Annotated in this window: 17 protein-coding genes; 16 read left to right on the forward strand and 1 reads right to left on the reverse strand. The window is 65.0% G+C overall.

Annotated elements, in window-relative coordinates:
- Positions 1-152 precede the first annotated feature (152 nt).
- Both FJ988_RS20320 and FJ988_RS20325 read left to right on the forward strand, forming a co-directional pair.
- The gene (locus FJ988_RS20320) at positions 153-533 is read left to right on the forward strand and encodes a hypothetical protein (protein ID WP_140820134.1); all 381 of its coding nucleotides are present in this window, start codon (positions 153-155) and stop codon (positions 531-533) included.
- A 326-nt stretch (positions 534-859) separates the two neighbouring features.
- The gene (locus FJ988_RS20325) at positions 860-2,113 is read left to right on the forward strand and encodes a murein L,D-transpeptidase (protein WP_140820250.1); all 1,254 of its coding nucleotides are present in this window, start codon (positions 860-862) and stop codon (positions 2,111-2,113) included.
- A gap of 73 nt (positions 2,114-2,186) precedes the next feature.
- On the opposite strand, the gene FJ988_RS31410 is transcribed toward FJ988_RS20325, so the two are convergent.
- Entirely contained in the window at positions 2,187-2,912 is a 726-nt protein-coding gene (locus tag FJ988_RS31410; RefSeq protein WP_140820135.1) for a LuxR C-terminal-related transcriptional regulator, read from the reverse strand.
- Between the two features lie 552 nt (positions 2,913-3,464).
- Between FJ988_RS31410 and FJ988_RS20335 the strand changes: the two genes are divergently transcribed.
- The 14 genes from FJ988_RS20335 (at position 3,465) to FJ988_RS20405 (ending at position 16,204) form a co-directional block, all read left to right on the forward strand.
- Positions 3,465-5,102: a Na+/H+ antiporter gene (locus FJ988_RS20335; RefSeq protein WP_140820136.1), complete on the forward strand. Its 1,638-nt coding sequence runs from the start codon at positions 3,465-3,467 to the stop codon at positions 5,100-5,102.
- Positions 5,103-5,230: 128 nt separating this feature from the next.
- Positions 5,231-6,544 (forward strand): serine hydroxymethyltransferase, encoded by a 1,314-nt coding sequence (gene glyA / locus FJ988_RS20340; protein ID WP_140820137.1) that lies wholly within the window; start codon positions 5,231-5,233, stop codon positions 6,542-6,544.
- A gap of 97 nt (positions 6,545-6,641) precedes the next feature.
- Positions 6,642-7,232: a hypothetical protein gene (locus tag FJ988_RS20345; RefSeq protein WP_140820251.1), complete on the forward strand. Its 591-nt coding sequence runs from the start codon at positions 6,642-6,644 to the stop codon at positions 7,230-7,232.
- Between the two features lie 131 nt (positions 7,233-7,363).
- Complete coding sequence (gene nrdR / locus FJ988_RS20350) at positions 7,364-7,843, forward strand: transcriptional regulator NrdR (RefSeq protein ID WP_127227519.1); 480 nt, start codon at positions 7,364-7,366, stop codon at positions 7,841-7,843.
- Between the two features lie 2 nt (positions 7,844-7,845).
- Positions 7,846-8,976, forward strand: coding sequence for a bifunctional diaminohydroxyphosphoribosylaminopyrimidine deaminase/5-amino-6-(5-phosphoribosylamino)uracil reductase RibD (gene ribD, locus FJ988_RS20355; RefSeq protein WP_181183615.1), 1,131 nt, complete (start codon positions 7,846-7,848; stop codon positions 8,974-8,976).
- The gene (locus FJ988_RS20360; RefSeq protein WP_140820253.1) at positions 8,976-9,593 is read left to right on the forward strand and encodes a riboflavin synthase; all 618 of its coding nucleotides are present in this window, start codon (positions 8,976-8,978) and stop codon (positions 9,591-9,593) included. The genes ribD and FJ988_RS20360 overlap by 1 nt, the downstream gene beginning before the upstream one ends.
- Positions 9,593-9,754, forward strand: a complete 162-nt coding sequence (locus FJ988_RS20365) for a CopG family transcriptional regulator (protein WP_140820138.1) — start codon at positions 9,593-9,595, stop codon at positions 9,752-9,754. Before FJ988_RS20360 ends, FJ988_RS20365 begins: the two co-directional genes overlap by 1 nt.
- An 85-nt stretch (positions 9,755-9,839) precedes the next feature.
- The gene (gene ribH, locus FJ988_RS20370; RefSeq protein ID WP_140820139.1) at positions 9,840-10,331 is read left to right on the forward strand and encodes a 6,7-dimethyl-8-ribityllumazine synthase; all 492 of its coding nucleotides are present in this window, start codon (positions 9,840-9,842) and stop codon (positions 10,329-10,331) included.
- Positions 10,328-10,822, forward strand: coding sequence for a transcription antitermination factor NusB (nusB, locus tag FJ988_RS20375; RefSeq protein WP_140820140.1), 495 nt, complete (start codon positions 10,328-10,330; stop codon positions 10,820-10,822). The genes ribH and nusB overlap by 4 nt, the downstream gene beginning before the upstream one ends.
- On the forward strand, positions 10,819-12,039 hold the full coding sequence (locus FJ988_RS20380; protein ID WP_181183616.1) for an MFS transporter: 1,221 nt from the start codon (positions 10,819-10,821) through the stop codon (positions 12,037-12,039). Before nusB ends, FJ988_RS20380 begins: the two co-directional genes overlap by 4 nt.
- 159 nt (positions 12,040-12,198) lie before the next feature.
- The gene (locus FJ988_RS20385; RefSeq protein WP_140820141.1) at positions 12,199-13,110 is read left to right on the forward strand and encodes an ABC transporter substrate-binding protein; all 912 of its coding nucleotides are present in this window, start codon (positions 12,199-12,201) and stop codon (positions 13,108-13,110) included.
- Between the two features lie 249 nt (positions 13,111-13,359).
- The gene (locus tag FJ988_RS20395) at positions 13,360-14,523 is read left to right on the forward strand and encodes an ABC transporter permease (protein ID WP_140820142.1); all 1,164 of its coding nucleotides are present in this window, start codon (positions 13,360-13,362) and stop codon (positions 14,521-14,523) included.
- A complete protein-coding gene (locus FJ988_RS20400) occupies positions 14,520-15,458 on the forward strand; it encodes an ABC transporter ATP-binding protein (protein WP_140820143.1) in 939 nt (312 codons plus the stop codon). Before FJ988_RS20395 ends, FJ988_RS20400 begins: the two co-directional genes overlap by 4 nt.
- Positions 15,455-16,204 carry an ABC transporter permease gene (locus tag FJ988_RS20405; RefSeq protein ID WP_140820144.1) on the forward strand — a complete coding sequence of 250 codons (750 nt, stop codon included), beginning with the start codon at positions 15,455-15,457 and terminating at the stop codon, positions 16,202-16,204. Before FJ988_RS20400 ends, FJ988_RS20405 begins: the two co-directional genes overlap by 4 nt.
- Positions 16,205-16,391: the final 187 nt, after the last annotated feature.

The following is a 16,391-nucleotide window of genomic DNA, read 5'->3' on the forward strand; positions in this document are numbered from 1 at the left end:
CCGAAGAAGCGCGGCCGGGGGAAAAATAGAGGGCCGGTGCGGAAAACGCGCCGGTCCATTTCTTTTTGCGTTAAGCGGCTGGCTCGGATCCCGGCCTGGTTTTCTTTCGCAGCGGCGCTGCGTAATGTCTTGACGTGGCGGGGGGATACACCATGGACTTGGGGAAACGCGCGAAGGTTTGCTGGGTTGGCGCGACGCTTCTGTCGTTCTCGCAACCGGCCATCGCCGAAGAGTGGTGGAAGGATTCCTTCGCCGCCGTGGGCAGTTCGCCGTGCGATAACAACGACTCGATCGTGACATTCACCGACAAGACGGTGGACATGTGGGAAGTCGGCTGCGCGCTGGAGAAGGTCCAGAAGATCAATCGCCTGGATGCCGTCATCCTCGACATGACCTGCACGGATGGCGAAAGTTCGAGCAAGAGGCGCGAGCTGCTGCTCAAGCTGGAGGACAACAAAATCCTGCGCTACCCGCAAAATGAGGTGCTGCAACGATGCTCGGACTTGAAGGGGCCGCCGGGCACGCGGCCTTGATTTGAGGGGCAAAGCCTTCGTCACGCGCCCAACAGCGTTGCTGCGATGCAAAAAAGCATCGCTGCCTTCCCTTCGCCTCCCTGCCACAACCAAATCGCGGGCCAAGGCCACGTTACCGCCATAATCGGGGTCGATGCGGGTTACGGGTGAAGCTGCGGGCCTATGCCCTGCGCTCCTTGGAACCTGCGTTGCGGCAGCGCGTTTCTGGCAGCCGGTAAACGTCGGGTCATGGTTGGCAAAATGTTAAGTTTGCCGCCCCTAGAGTGCGGACAATGCCGCCCGGCCAGCGAATTGAGCGAGAGCGATTAAGCGAAAAAATGTCTGACATGAGAACCAGCCGCCGTTTCTTCCTCACCGGAGCTTCCGCGCTTGCCGCGGCCGTGGTCGCCGGCCATGCCAGCGCCCAGGACGTGATCGGGGACATTCTAAAATCCTCGACGCGCGGTAATTGGGACGACCAGTTCGATGCCCGCGCCAGCGACACAGGCAAGGTCGCTTCCACGCTGCCGATCTTCAGCCTGCAGACCGTTGCCTTTACCGAGCAGGCGGTGGCGCAGTACCAGAACATCGTCTCGCAGGGCGGCTGGGAGCAGGTTCCGGCGACCAAGAAATTGCAACTCGGCGTCGACGACCCGGATGTCGTGCCGTTGCGCAAGCGCCTGATGGTCTCGGGCGACCTGCCGCAAAGCGCCGGCATCTCGACGGCCTTCGATTCCTATGTCGATTCGGCGGTGAAGCGCTTCCAGCTCCGTCACGGCCTGCCGGCGGACGGCTCCATGGGCAAATACACCTATGCGGCGATGAACGTTTCGCCTCAGATCCGTCTCGGACAGTTGCAGACGAACCTGCAGCGCCTGAAGGAAAAGGCCGGCACGCTGGGCAGCCGTTACGTGCTTGTCGACATTCCGGCCGCGCAGGTCGAGGCTGTCGAGAACGACCGCGTCGTGCTGCGCCACACCGCAATCGTCGGCAAGATCGACCGCCAGACGCCGATCGTGAATTCCAAGATCAACGAGATCATCGTCAATCCGTACTGGAACGCGCCGGTCTCGATCGTGCGCAAGGACATCATTCCGCTGATGCGGAAGGACCCGAACTACCTCAAGGAAAGCCATATCCGCCTGTTCGCGCCGGATGGCAGCGAGGTCGATCCGATGACCGTCGACTGGTCGACGGACGACGCCGCGAAGTACCGCTTCCGCCAGGATCCGGGCTCCAACAACGCCATGGCATCGGTCAAGATCAACTTCCCGAGTCCGGACGGCGTCTACATGCACGACACGCCGCAGCAGAGCCTGTTCGGCAAGCTGATGCGCTTCGACTCGTCCGGCTGCGTGCGCGTCCAGAACGTGCGCGACCTCGTCACCTGGATCCTGCGCGACACGCCCGGATGGGACCGCCAGCATTTCGAGGCCGCGATCAAGACCGGCGAGAACACGCCGATCAACGTGGTGAACCCGGTGCCGGTGCACTTCCTCTATCTGTCGGCCTGGTCGACCGCTCCGGGCGTCGTCCAGTTCCGCGACGACATCTACGCGCTCGACGGCGCCCAGGAGCTGCAGATCAGCTCAGCGCAGTAAGTCTCTGATATTCCGAACTAAAAGAAGGCCGCTATGAAGCGGCCTTTTTTGTTTGGAGCCGCAATGATCGCTTTTAGATAAGCCGCTGGTTCACAAGTCGCGCGACCGCTTGCGCGCGGTTGACGGCGCCGAGCTTGCGCCTGGCATTGTCGACATGGAAGCGTACCGTTGCCTCGGCGATGCCGAGGATCACCGAGATTTCCCAATCGGTCTTGCCTTCGGCCACCAGCGCCAGGCTGTCGCGTTCGCGCGCCGTCAGCCTGACTGCGGCGGTCGGCGGCGGCGAGGTCAGGCTCATCAGCCGCTCGGTCAGGCCAAGGCCGGCCATGTGGATGGCAAAGGCCTCGTCCGGCGAAAAATCGCGCTTGTGAAAGCCGAGATGCAGCGAGGCGATGGCGCCGTCGGACCCATAGGAGGTGGCGCAGAGCGCGTCGTCGATGTCGGCTTCGCTGAGCGCCTCCCAATAGGCGCCATATTGCACGCTGTCCTGCGGCGCGAAATCGCTGAAGCGATAGCTGGTCCGGCTCTCGCGGATGGCGCCGAGCAGCGGGTTGCATTCGAAGCAGACATAGTCGAAGGCCGCGCTGCCGGGCCACGCCGTGGGCGCCAGCCTGGTGATGAAGCCGCCGGCCGCCCAATGGCTGGTCGAGGTGAGGATCGAGGTCGGCCGTCGGTACAGCCTGGTCTGCAGATAGGACGCCCCGAAATCCTGCATCGCCGTAAAGAACGCCACGCTGGCATCTTCGGCCGTCGGCGCCGCATACGCCCCTTCGACATGCGTCATCAACCGTGACAGCATCGGTCGTCCCAATTCAACCCACCCGAGCATACGGTGACACGAGCCGCCGCATGCCGCGAGGGCAGGGGCGCTTCGACCTGTCAACCCCGCGCTATCGAGAGGTGTGATGCACCTGCCGCCTCGCGTATCTGGAAAGATGAGCGTCGGCTAATGCTGGCACCTTCTCGCGGATGGGGCTGCGAGCCACAGTTCTCTTATGCATTTGCCGTGCCGACTCCAGGGCCTTGGCGCGGCGGCCGGACACCCGGTGCCCCCTAGGCAGCCATGCGCTGACGCCGGGTGCCGGCCTTTTTCCTGCGCGGCCGTTGTCGGCCGCTATCGAGGTCGGCGGTCGGCGCCCTCTCGCCGGTCGCCGCCAGATGCGCCCCGACAGGGGCTTGCCTTCAACCAGGCGCCGCTATCGACGGCCGAGGGCGAGGGCACCAGCGCGGCGGGGCGTCGGGGCGCATCTTCTATTTCGGACGTATTCTTCATCACGACTGTTGAGTGGCGCCCGGCTGGACGCCACACACTCAATTGCGCATGGTTCGGCGAAAGAGCCGGAATCGCGCCATGGAAGTTGCCGTCTTCATCCTCATCGTGCTCGCCTTCGTGACGCTGTCGGGCGCGCTGGCGCGGCTGGTGCGCGTGCCGCTGCCGGTGCTGCAGATCGCTATCGGCGTCGCTCTGGCCTGGCCGGCGCGCGGCCTGCATGTCGAGCTCGATCCCGAGCTTTTCCTGCTCGTGTTCATCCCGCCGCTGCTGTTCGGCGATGCTTTCTCGGCGCCGAAACGCGAATTGATCGCGCTGCGCGGTCCGATTCTCGATCTCGCCATCGGGCTGGTCTTTTTCACCATTATCGGCTTCGGCTATGCCTTGCACTGGCTGGTGCCGAGCATCCCGATGGTCGTCGCCTTCGCGCTGGCCGCCGTGCTGTCGCCGACCGACGCGGTTGCCGTGTCTTCTATCGTCGACCGTACTGTCGTTCCTGCGCGGCTGATGCACATCCTGGAAGGCGAATCCCTGCTCAACGACGCGTCGGGCCTTGTCATGTTCCGCTTCGCCGTCGCGGCCGCGCTCACCGGCAGCTTTTCCTTCGCCAATGCCTCGCTGAGCTTCCTCTATGCCGTGGCGATCGGCATCCTTGCCGGCATGGCGGCGCTGTTTGTCGCCGCCAAGGCGCTGCAGATCCTCGGCCGCATCGGCGGCACGCCGGCGGAAGCGCAGGTGCTGGTCATGACCTTGCTGCCCTTCGTCGCCTATCTCATCGCAGAGCATTTCGGCGCTTCCGGCATCCTGGCGGCGGTCACCGCCGGCCTGCTCACCGGCCTGTCCGGCATTGTCCGTTTCATGACGGTCTCGGCGCGCATCCAGACATTCTCGCTCTGGTCGATGCTGATCTTCATGTTCAACGGCGCGTTGTTCATCCTGCTCGGGATGCAACTGCCCGACATCATCCGCAAGGTGCCGCCGGAGCTCACCACCCGGCACTGGCTGTTCGAGCCGGCCTTGACGGTGCTTGTGCTGACGCTCTGCCTGATCGGCCTGCGCTTCATCTGGATCTGGATCGGCGACATCGCTGCCGGGCTCGCCGCGCGATTGGGCAAGCGCAAGGCCGAGCCGTTCGGCTTCCGCGTCCGCTTGGCTGGCTCGGTGGCCGGCGTGCGCGGCGCGATCACGCTGGCCGGCATTCTGTCCTTGCCGCTCGTCTTGCAGGACGGCTCGCCCTTTCCGGCCCGCGACCTCGTCATCTTCCTTGCCGCCGGCGTCATCATCTGCTCGCTGGCGATCGCCAGCCTCGCCTTGCCGGCCATCGCGCGTGGTCTGGTCGAGCCCGGTGAAGATCCGGCTGCTGCCGAGGAGCGCAAGGCGCGGGTCGGCGCGGCCAACGCCGCGATAGCCAGGATAGAAAGCCTCGCCGGCGAGGGCGGCGAAGGCGAGGCAGCCGAAGCCCGGCTCGCTATAGCCGAGAGCGTCGTTTCCATCTACCGGCGCCGCATCGCCTTGTCAGACGACGGTGACGAGGCGCGCGACGACGCTCGCGAATCCGGCCGGCTCGAGCTTGAGCTCAGGCTTGCCGGCATGGAGGCCGAGCGCGCCGAGCTGCAAAAAATGTTCCGGCGCGGCGACATCAACGATCACACGGCGCGCAAGCTCTACACAGAGATCACCTTTTCCGAGGCCGTGCTGAAAGGCCGGGCGCCGCAATAGACCGCGCGACGCATTCGTCTTGGCGCAAACCGGCCAGCAAATTTCGCGGCGCAAACGTGGCACGGCGAAAACAACTGTGTTAATGCGCGGCGAATTCGCAGACCTCCGGCCCCAAGGGAAAGCAAGCCATGTCAAATGCCGCGGCAGTCTCCAGCAAATTCGAGTCCTTTTTCGAGACCACGCTTGCTGATGCCGATCCCGAGATTTTCGGCGCCATCCGCAACGAGCTTGGCCGCCAGCGCCATGAGATCGAGCTGATCGCTTCCGAAAACATCGTGTCGCGCGCCGTGCTCGAGGCGCAGGGCTCGATCATGACCAACAAATACGCCGAGGGTTATCCGGGCAAGCGCTATTATGGCGGCTGCCAGTTCGTCGACGTTGCCGAGGAACTGGCCATCGAGCGGGCGAAAAAGCTGTTCGGCTGCAACTTCGCCAACGTCCAGCCGAACTCCGGCAGCCAGATGAACCAGGCAGTGTTCCTGGCGCTGCTGCAGCCCGGCGACACCTTCATGGGCCTGGACTTGAATTCCGGCGGCCATCTCACCCATGGCTCGCCGGTCAACATGAGCGGCAAGTGGTTCAAGGTCGTGTCCTACGGCGTGCGCAAGGACGACCACCTGCTCGACATGGATGCGATCGAGAAGACCGCGCAGGAGACGAAGCCGAAGCTGATCCTGGCCGGCGGCACGGCCTATTCGCGCATCTGGGACTGGAAGCGCTTTCGCGAGATCGCCGATTCGATCGACGCCTATCTGATGGTCGACATGGCGCATATCGCCGGTCTCGTCGCCGGCGGCGTGCATCCGTCGCCGCTGCCTTACGCTCATGTCGTCACCACCACCACGCACAAATCGCTGCGCGGCCCGCGCGGCGGCATGATCCTGTGCAACGACGAGGACATCGCCAAGAAGATGAACTCGGCGGTGTTCCCCGGCCTGCAGGGCGGCCCGCTGATGCATGTCATCGCCGCCAAGGCGGTGGCCTTCGGCGAGGCACTGAAGCCGAGCTTCAAGACCTATGCCGAGAGCATCGTCGCGAACGCCAAGGCGCTGGCTTCGAGCCTCAAGGAAACCGGCCTCGACATCGTTTCCGGCGGCACCGACAACCATCTAATGCTGGTCGACCTGCGGCCGAAGAACGCCACCGGCAAGCGCGCGGAAGCCGCGCTCGGCCGCGCCAACATCACCTGCAACAAGAACGGCATCCCCTTCGATCCGGAAAAGCCCTTCGTCACGTCCGGTGTGCGTCTCGGCACGCCGGCGGGCACGACGCGCGGCTTCGGCCAGGCCGAGTTCCGCGAGATCGGTAAGCTGATCGCCGAGGTGCTGGACGGGCTGAAGGTGGCGAACTCCGACGAAGGCAACGCCGCCGTCGAAGCCGCGGTCAAGGCCAAGGTCACGGCGCTGACCGATCGCTTCCCGCTCTATCCCTATCTGGGTTGAGCCCTCGTTTCGGTTGGTTGACTGGGCGCCGCGCGTCATCTTTTATCCTGCGCTTGCGCCGCTCTCTTGAGCGGCGCGGCTTATTGGAGATCCGATGATGCGCACGTCCCGTCTCGCCGCCGCGGCTTTGTTGGGTTCGCTGGCAGCCTTCGCCACCTCCGGCGCGGTTGCGCAGGACGACACGCAGCCGGCGACAGACATGCCGGCAACCAATACTTTCGGCCGCTGGACCACCATCATCGACACGCTCGATAGCGGCCAGGATGCGCACAAGACCTGTGCTGCCTCGACCGCTTTTGTCGACGGTAGCGGCAATCCGGGCACGCTGACGCTGTCGATCTCGACCGGTGACGCACTGCCGCCCAACGCTTATCCGGCCGTCACGATTACGTCCGACGCCGTTGGTCTGCCGACCGGCAACAAGATTGCCGCGACCTTCGGTGACCCCGGCGTGAAGGTGGCCGCGACGGTCACCTCCAACGCAGGCGTCGGTGGCCATCCGAGTTGGATGGTCGACAACCAGGCCAAGACCAGCCTTGCGCTGCTGCGCGCGATGCGCAGGGTCACCTCGCTTGACGTGGTTTTCGGCAAGCAAACCGTCGCCAGCATTCCGATGGACGGCTTCACCAAAGCCTATCGCAATCTAGGCACCTCCTGCGGCTTTCCGACCAAGGACGTTGCGCCCTGAGGCGTTGGGCAGGGCGCTGGCAATTGTGCCCGCGGCTCGCTATCTCTGGGGCATGAAAGTCTGCGTGCTTTGCCCTCGAGGCAAAAGGCACTAAGCCTTTTCTCCCGCTAGAATCGCAAACAAGGCTCTCCATGCGCTGCCCCTATTGCCAGTCCGAAGACACGCAGGTGAAGGATTCGCGTCCCGCCGAGGATGGCGCGGCGATCCGCAGGCGCCGCGTCTGCCCCGATTGCGGCGGCCGTTTCACCACTTTCGAGCGCGTCCAGCTGCGCGACCTCGTCGTCGTCAAGAAGTCCGGCCGCAAGGTGCCGTTCGACCGCGACAAGCTCCTGCGCTCGGTCGAGATCGCGGTGCGCAAGCGCAATGTCGACCCCGAGCGTATCGACCGCGCTGTGACCGGCATCGTGCGCCAGTTGGAAAGCTCCGGCGAGACCGAGATAGCCTCGGGCGAGGTCGGCCGGCTGGTCATGGAGGCGCTGAAGTCGCTCGACGACGTCGCCTATGTCCGCTTCGCTTCGGTCTACCGCAATTTCCGCGAAGCCAAGGATTTTCACGAATTGCTGGGCGAGTTGAAGGGCGACGAGGAAAAGGCCGAGGAGGACGCCGACTGATCATGGCGGGATCTCGACTGAGCGAGGCCGGGCAGGCGGTCCTTGACCGCCGTTTCATGGCCGCGGCCATCCGGCTGTCGCGGCGCAATGCCGGCCGCACCTCGACCAATCCGTCCGTCGGCACGATCCTGGTCCGCGACGACGGCGCCGGCCCGATGATCGTCGGCACTGGCGTCACCGCCATCGGCGGCCGCCCGCATGCCGAGACCGAGGCGCTGGCCGAAGCCGGCGAGTTGGCGCGTGGCGCCACGGCCTACGTCACCTTGGAGCCTTGCGCTCATCACGGCCGGACGCCGCCTTGCGCCAACGCGCTGGTCAACGCCGGTGTGGCGCGGGTCGTGGGCGCGGCCAGCGACCCAGATCCGCGCGTCTCCGGCAAGGGCTACGCTATCCTGCGCGCCGCGGGTGTCGAGGTCGTCGAGAAGGTACTCGCGGCCGAAGCCTCCGAGCAAATGGCCGGATACTTGATTCGATCTCTCAGGAAACGTCCGGAAGTCACGCTGAAGCTTGCGCTTTCGAGCGACGGCAAAATCGGCAGGAAGGGCGCCGGCCAGGTCGCCATTACCGGCGAGATCGCGCGCCGCGACGTCTACCTGATGCGCGCGGAATCCGACGCCATCCTCGTCGGCATCGGCACGGCACTTGAGGATGACCCGGCGCTGACCGTGCGTCTGCCAGGTTTGGAGAACCGCTCGCCATCGCGCATCATCCTCGACCGCCAGATCCGGCTGCCGGATACGTCGAAGCTCGTGTCCGGCGTCGACCGCGTACCGCTCTATGTCGCGGCCTGCCTGGAGGCCGGTCCGCACCGGCGCGCGGCGCTCGAGCGTCTGGGCGTGCGCTTCCTCGGCACCGAAACCCATGACGGCGTCGTCGCCTTGCCGGAACTGCTCGAGGACCTTGCGGCGCTCGGTATGGCGACGGTGCTGGTCGAGGGCGGCGCCCGGGTCGCCAAGGCGTTCCTCGACGAAGAGCTTGTCGACCGCATCGTTTTGTATCAAGGCCCGGAAGCAATCGGCGAGGATGGCATTGCGTCGCCCATGGACGCCGACCATATCCCGCCAGGCTTTCGCAAGTTGCGCGACATGCGCTTCGGCGAGGACGCCTATGCTGAATGGGTGAGGGACTTCTGATGTTTACCGGTATTGTCACCGATGTCGGCACTGTCGCCACCGTGAAGCCGCTGGCCGAAGGCGTCGGCCTGCGCATCGACACCGCCTATGATCCCGAAACCATCGCCATCGGCGCCTCGATTTCCTGCGGCGGCGTCTGCCTCACCGTCACCGCCTTGCCAGAACAAGGCTCGAACGCGCGCTGGTTCGAGGTCGAGGCCTGGGAAGAGGCCCTCAGGCTGACCACTGCTTCGAGCTGGAAGTCCGGAACCCGGATCAATCTCGAACGAGCGCTTAAGATCGGCGACGAGCTCGGCGGCCACATTGTCTCCGGCCATGTCGACGGCGTGGCCGAAATCGTCGAGCGCAAGGAGGAGGGCGATGCCGTGCGCTTCACCCTCGAAGCCCCGCGTCATCTGGCCAAATTCATCGCGCCGAAAGGCTCTGTCGCGCTCGACGGCACCTCGCTTACCGTCAACAAGGTCGAAGGCACCCGCTTCGACGTGCTATTGATCCATCACTCGCTGAGCGTCACCACCTGGGGCGAACGCCAGGCCGGCGAGCGCGTCAACATCGAGATCGACACCATGGCCCGCTACGCCGCGCGTTTGGCCGAGGCGGAGAGAGAGGGGTTGTGATGGATCCCAAAGGAACTGAAGAGAGCATCGACCACCGGCAGATGACTCTCGACGCGTTAGCGGATGTCGATGCCGGCAGAGTGATCAAACACCAGGACGTCGAGGCTTGGGTCAAGACCCTTGTGGATCGCGCGGAGCTCGCAACGCGTCAGCCTGAATAGGTCACAGGACGTCGCGCCGCAGCATCTTCCGCTTGCGATCAATCCCGCTTCGGCCTAAGTCACCGGCAACCCCCCGGAGACTTTTATGGCAGGCACATCCCAACACGGCAAAGCGTTCATTCGTCCGCGGGCGAAGGCGCATCTGCTCATCATCGAGGCGCGTTTTCACGACGATCTCGCCGACGCGCTTCTCGATGGCGCGACCAGCGCGCTCGACGAAGCCGGCGCCACCTATGACGTGGTGACGGTTCCCGGCTCGCTCGAGATCCCGGCCGTGATCACCTTCGCGCTCGATGGCGCCGAGGCCGGCACGCACTACGACGGGTTTGTCGCGCTGGGCACCATCATCCGCGGCGACACCTATCATTTCGACATCGTCGCCAATGAATCGAGCCGCGCCCTGATGGACCTTTCGGTGCAGGAGGCGATCGCCATCGGCAACGGCATCCTGACCACAGAGAACGACGCGCAGGCCTGGGCGCGCGCCAGGAAGACGGAAGGCGACAAGGGTGGCTTTGCCGCGCGCGCGGCACTGACCATGATTGCGCTGAAAGAGAAATTCGGAGCCCAATCGTGACCGAGCCCGCCTCGACCGGTACGGTGCGCCATGCCAACAAGCGCGGCGCCGCTCGTCTTGCCGCCGTCCAGGCGCTGTACCAGATGGACGTGGCCGGTAGCGGCGTTTTCGAGACCACCGCCGAATACGAGACTTTCCGGCTCGGCAAGGAAGTCGACGGCGCGCTCTACCGCGAGGCCGATGCGCAATGGTTCCGCGCCATCCTGACCGGCGTCGTCGAGAACCAGAAGGCCATCGATCCCGTCATCCGCCAGGCGCTCACCGAGGACTGGCCGCTTTCGCGGCTGGATTCGACACTGCGCGCCATCTTGCGCGCCGGCGTCTATGAACTAATGAAGCGCGAGGACGTGCCGGTGGCCGTCATCGTTTCGGAATATGTCGACATCGCCAAGGCGTTTTACGAAGAGGACGAGCCGAAGCTGGTGAATGCCGTGCTCGATCGGGTCTCGCGCCGGGTGCGTGGCGAAGGGCGCGGCAAGGACGCGTCGTGACCGCCGCAATCGCGGTCGCCGGGACCGGCAGGGAGGCGCGCCGCACAGCGGTATTGCTTGCCGCCGCGCAGGCGATAGTCGGCTCGGCGGCGCCGATCGCCATTTCGCTCGGCGCGCTCGCCGGCCAATATCTGCTTGGACCCGACAAGTCGCTGGCGACCGCGCCGGTCACCGGCTTCAACATCGGCGTCGCGCTCGGCGCCCTGCCTGCCGCTGCCATCATCCGCCGGCTCGGCTATCGCGGCGGCTTCATGACCGGCACCATCGTCACCGCGTTTGGCGGCCTGATCGCGACGCTTGCGCTCTACCACGCAAGCTTCTGGCTGTTTGCCTTCGGTCTCGGCGTCATCGGCGTCGGCGGCGCTTTCGTCCAGCAGTTCCGCTTCGCCGCGGCGGACAACGCGCCGCCCGAGTTCAAGGCGCGCGCCATATCCTTCGTGCTGGCGGGCGGCATCATCACCGCCATCCTTGGGCCGCAGATCGTCATCTACACCCGGGAGTTGCTGGCGCCGGTGATGTTTGCCGGGTCGTTCGTCTCGATCCTGCCGCTTGCAGCCGTCGGCGCGATCATCCTTTCATTCCTGCATGTTTCGACGCGGACAAGCGCGGTCGCGGAGGTTGCCGCCAGCGACGCTCGTCCGCTAGCCGAAATCGCGACCCAACCGCGTTTTGTCGCCGCACTCTTCTGCGTCGTCGGCAGCTACGCGCTGATGAGCTTCGTCATGACCGGCGCGCCGCTCGCCATGGTCGGCTGTGGCCTGTCGGAAGACAACGCGACGCTCGGCATTTCCTGGCATGTAATGGCGATGTTCGCGCCGAGCTTCTTCACCGGCTCGCTGATTCATCGCTTCGGCGCCGAACGCATCGTCGCCACCGGCCTTGTCCTGCTGATCGGCTGCGCGGCGGTGGCGCTGTCCGGCCTGGCGCTGTGGCAGTTCTGGACGTCGCTGATCCTGCTCGGCCTCGGCTGGAACTTCGGTTTCATCGGTGGCACCGCCATGGTCGCCGCCAGCTACCGTCCCTCGGAGAAGAGCAAGGTGCAGGGCTTCCACGACTTCGTGCTGTTCGGGTCCGTCGCCTTCGCTTCGCTGATGTCGGGCGCGATCTACAATGCTTGGGGCTGGACCATGCTGAACTGGATCGTGTTCCCCGTGGTCGCGCTATGCTTCCTGGCGCTCGGCGCCCTGAAGCTGCCGGGCTTGCGCGCCGCCAACTGACATCACGCTGTCGGGACATCGCACGGCGCGCTCTTAGCGCCGGGAACAAAAATATTGCGCTGGTCCCACAACTTATGAAACCGTGTGCCCCGACGGCCCATTCAAGCCATGCTCATATGCCGCCACCGGTTTCTCGGTTTACAGCAAGGGATTTTCACAATGTTTTCAATGAGAAAGATCGCCGTGGCGGCTGTCGCGCTCGGCCTCGCCACCACCGCCGCTCAGGCCCAGGTGGTCGTCTCCTCGAAGATCGACACCGAGGGCGGTGTCCTGGGCAACATCATCCAATTGGTCCTCAACGCCAACAACATCAAGACCACGGACCGCATCCAGCTTGGCGCGACGCCAGTCGTGCGCAAGGCGATCACCGCTGGCGAGATCGACATCTATCCCGAATATACTGGCAATGCCGCCTTCTTCTTCCAGAAGGCCGACGATCCGGTCTGGAAGGATGCCGCCAAGGCCTACGAAACCGCCAAGAAGCTCGACTATGACGCCAACAAGATCGTCTGGCTGTCGCCGTCGCCGGCTAACAACACCTGGGCGATCGCGCTGCGCAAGGACGTGACCGACGCGAACAAACTCGTCACCCTGTCGGACTTCGGCAAATATGTCGCTGGCGGCGGCAAGGTGGTGCTCGCGGCATCCGCCGAATTCGTCAATTCGGCCGCCGCCCTTCCGGCCTTCCAGACCACTTACGGCTTTACCTTGAAACCTGATCAACTGATCACGCTGTCGGGTGGTGACACCGCCGCGACCATCGCCGCCGCCGCCAACCAGACCAACGGCGCCAATGCCGCCATGGTCTACGGCACGGACGGCGGCATTGCGCCGTCCGGCCTCGTCGTGCTCGAGGACGACAAGGGCGTGCAACCGGTCTACCAGCCGGCGCCGATCATTCGCGAAGAGGTTTTGAAACAGCATCCCGAGATCGAGGCGCTGCTGAAGCCGGTCTTCGCCAAGCTCGACCTCGTCACGCTGCAGGAGCTCAACGGCCGCGTCCAGCTCGGCGGCGAGCCGGCGAAGGGCGTGGCGGAGGACTTTTTGAAGAAGAACGGGTTCTTGAAGTAGCACACTTCGAAACGTGACGTCGGTGCGAGGCCCCCCTCTCTGTCCTGCCGGACATCTCCCCCTCAAGGGGGGAGATTGGCAGTTGCTGCGCTCCGCTTCCTTTTCCGGCCTGGGCGATTGGCGAAAGCGCTTGCGACATCTGATCTCCCCCCTTGAGGGGGAAATGGCCGGCAGGCCACAGGGGGGGGCTTCGCGCAAGCCTCACAACCCTTATCGCTCAACGCCCGCCACCCAGCACGGGCGCGCGTCATGACGCTGCGCTTCGACAAGCTCGGCGTCGTCATCGCCGTGATCGTCGCCTATGCGGCGCTCCTCGCCCCCTTCGCCACCTTTCGCGCCAACCGCATCGTGCCGGGGCAGGGGCGTTCGATCCTCGAAGCCCTGCCGCTCACGCTCGGATGGCTGCTGCTCGCCGTCATGCTGGCCGGCGCCATCGTCGCGCTGTTCAAGACGCCGCTTATCCTCAGGCTCGCCACAAGCGTCGTCGCGCTGGTCGCCCTCGCGATCCTGATTGGCACTGCTGGGAGCTTTCTCACTCCCGCCGGCAACACCTTCGCCCGCGTTGCGCCGGCCTCCGGTTTCTGGCTGCTGGTCTTCACCTTTACGCTGCTTCTGGCAGATGTGTTGACCCGCCTGAACCTTACTCCCTGGACGCGCGTCGGCGTCCTGGTCGCCGCCGCGATCGCCATCGCCGCCTTGCTTGCATCTGGAAGTCTGGACAGCCTGTCGATCCTCAAGGAATACGCCAGCCGCGCCGACTCCTTCTGGGCCGAAGCCTCCAAGCACGTCACGCTGGCGCTGGGGTCGCTGGCCGGCGCGGTGATCGTCGGCCTGCCGCTCGGCATCCTCTGCCATCGCGTCGAGCGGCTGCGGGCCGGCGTGCTCAATGTGCTCAACATCATCCAGACCATTCCCTCGATCGCGCTCTTCGGCCTGCTGATCGCGCCGCTCGGCTGGGTCGCGTTGCATGTTCCGGGTGCGGCCGCAATCGGTATCAGGGGCATCGGCGCCGCGCCGGCCTTCGTCGCGCTCTTCCTCTATTCGCTGCTGCCGGTGGTCGCGAACACGGTGGTCGGCCTGGCCGGCGTGCCTCGTGCCGCCAACGATGCCGCTCGCGGCATGGGCATGACCGACCGCCAGCGCCTGTTCGGCGTCGAGTTCCCGCTCGCCTTTCCGGTTATCCTGACCGGCATCCGCATCGTGCTGGTGCAGAATATCGGCTTGGCCACCATCGCGGCGCTGATCGGCGGTGGCGGCTTCGGCGTGTTCGTCTTCCAGGGCGTCGGCCAGACGGCGATGGACCTCGTGCTGCTCGGCGCGCTGCCGACCGTGGCGCTGGCCTTCGCCGCGGCCATCATCCTCGACGCCATCATTGAAATGACCTCCACCAGGCGCAGGGCCGAACCCGCATGATCGAGATCGAAGGCATCACCAAGCGCTATGGCGAGACGACCGTGGTCGACAACGTGTCGATGGTCATCGAGCCGCGCACCATCGCAACCATTGTCGGCACCTCGGGCTCCGGCAAGACGACGCTGCTTCGCATGATCAATCGCCTCGTCGAACCGACCGCCGGCGTGATCAAGCTCGACGGCGTCGACAACCGCTCGGTGCCGGACTACCAGCTGCGCCGCAGCATCGGCTATGCAATCCAGGGCCATGGGCTTTTTCCGCACCGCACGGTGGCGCAGAACATCGCCACGGTGCCGGTGCTGCTCGGCTGGGACCGAGACCGCATCAAGGCCCGCGTCGATGAGCTGATGACGCTCTACCAACTCGATCCGCAAGCCTACGGGCCGCGTTATCCGCACGAGCTTTCCGGCGGCCAGCAGCAGCGCGTCGGCGTCGCCCGCGCTCTCGCCGCCGAGCCGAACGTGCTTTTGATGGACGAGCCTTTCGGCGCGCTCGACCCGATCATCCGCACCAAGGCGCAGGAGGATCTGCTCAAGATCCAGAAACGCTTCGGCACCACCATCATCCTCGTTACCCACGATATGGAAGAGGCGGTGCATCTTGGCGACAAGATCGCCGTGATGGACGCTGGCAAGCTGGTCCAGTACGCAAAGCCGGCCGAAATCCTGGCGAGACCCGCGAATGATTTCGTCGAGACGCTGGTCGGCGCCAGCGAAAGGCCGTTCCGGCTCTTGTCGCTCGGCCATGTGCGCGACGCCGTAGAGCCGGGCGGCGCCGAAGGCGAGGCGATCCCTGGCGACGCCAGCCAACGCGACGCGCTGGCTGAGCTGTTGTGGACCGGCCGGCCGGCATTGCCGGTCACGGACGCCGACGGCAAGCCGCTCGGCCGCATCACCGTGGAAGGCCTGGTGAAACGCGCGGCGAGGCCGCGATGAAAGCCTGGCTGCCCGCGCTGCTCAGGCTCGCCGTGCTGGTGTTTCTGGTGGCCTTCATCACCAATCCCGGCTGGTTCGAGCCGTTGCTCAAGCCGTTGACAGAGAACGGCGCGCCGGCGATCTACAACCAGGGCAGCCTCTTGTCCCTGACCCTGCAGCATCTGTGGACCGTGGCGATTGCGACGGTCGCCGCGACCATCGTCGCCGTGGCGCTCGCCATTCTGGTCACCAGGCCGTTCGGCGCCGAGTTCCTGCCGTTGTCGCGCAGCCTGGTCAATATCGGCCAGACCTTTCCACCGGTTGCGGTGCTGGCGCTCGCCGTGCCCGCTGTCGGCTTCGGGCAGACGCCGACACTGATTGCGCTTTTCCTCTACGGCCTGCTGCCGATCTTCGAAAACGCGCTCACCGCGCTCACCACGCTCCCCGGCAACGTCATGGAAGCGGCGCGCGGTGCCGGCATGACTGGCTGGCAAAGGCTCTTGAAGGTGGAACTGCCGTTGAGCGCGCCGGTGGTCCTCGGCGGCATCCGGCTCTCGGTGGTCATCAGCCTCGCCACCGCAACCATCGGCTCGACGGTTGCCGCCAAGACGCTCGGCGAGGTCATCATCGCCGGGCTTACCACCAACAACCTTGCTTTCGTGCTGCAGGGCGGCCTGATCGTCGCCGCGCTGGCCGTGCTTATCTACGACGCGCTGTCGGCAGTCGAACGCTACGCCGCGCGGCGCATGGGGCAGGGCACGGAATAGTGAGGCTCAGACATCGGTTTCGTCGATTTCCGCCATCTTCAAAAGATGGCGAACGAGCCCCGTTTTAAGCGGTTTGTTGCCATGTATCGGAATGGAGAGGCGTACGATGCTTCCCGCCTATCCGTAGATGTGATGGCTGCCCGCTATTCGCAGAAGTTGCCAGCCTCGCCGCTCGACGGCCTTTGCC

Source organism: Mesorhizobium sp. CU3 (assembly GCF_006442965.1).
Classification (GTDB): Bacteria; Pseudomonadota; Alphaproteobacteria; order Rhizobiales; family Rhizobiaceae; genus Mesorhizobium.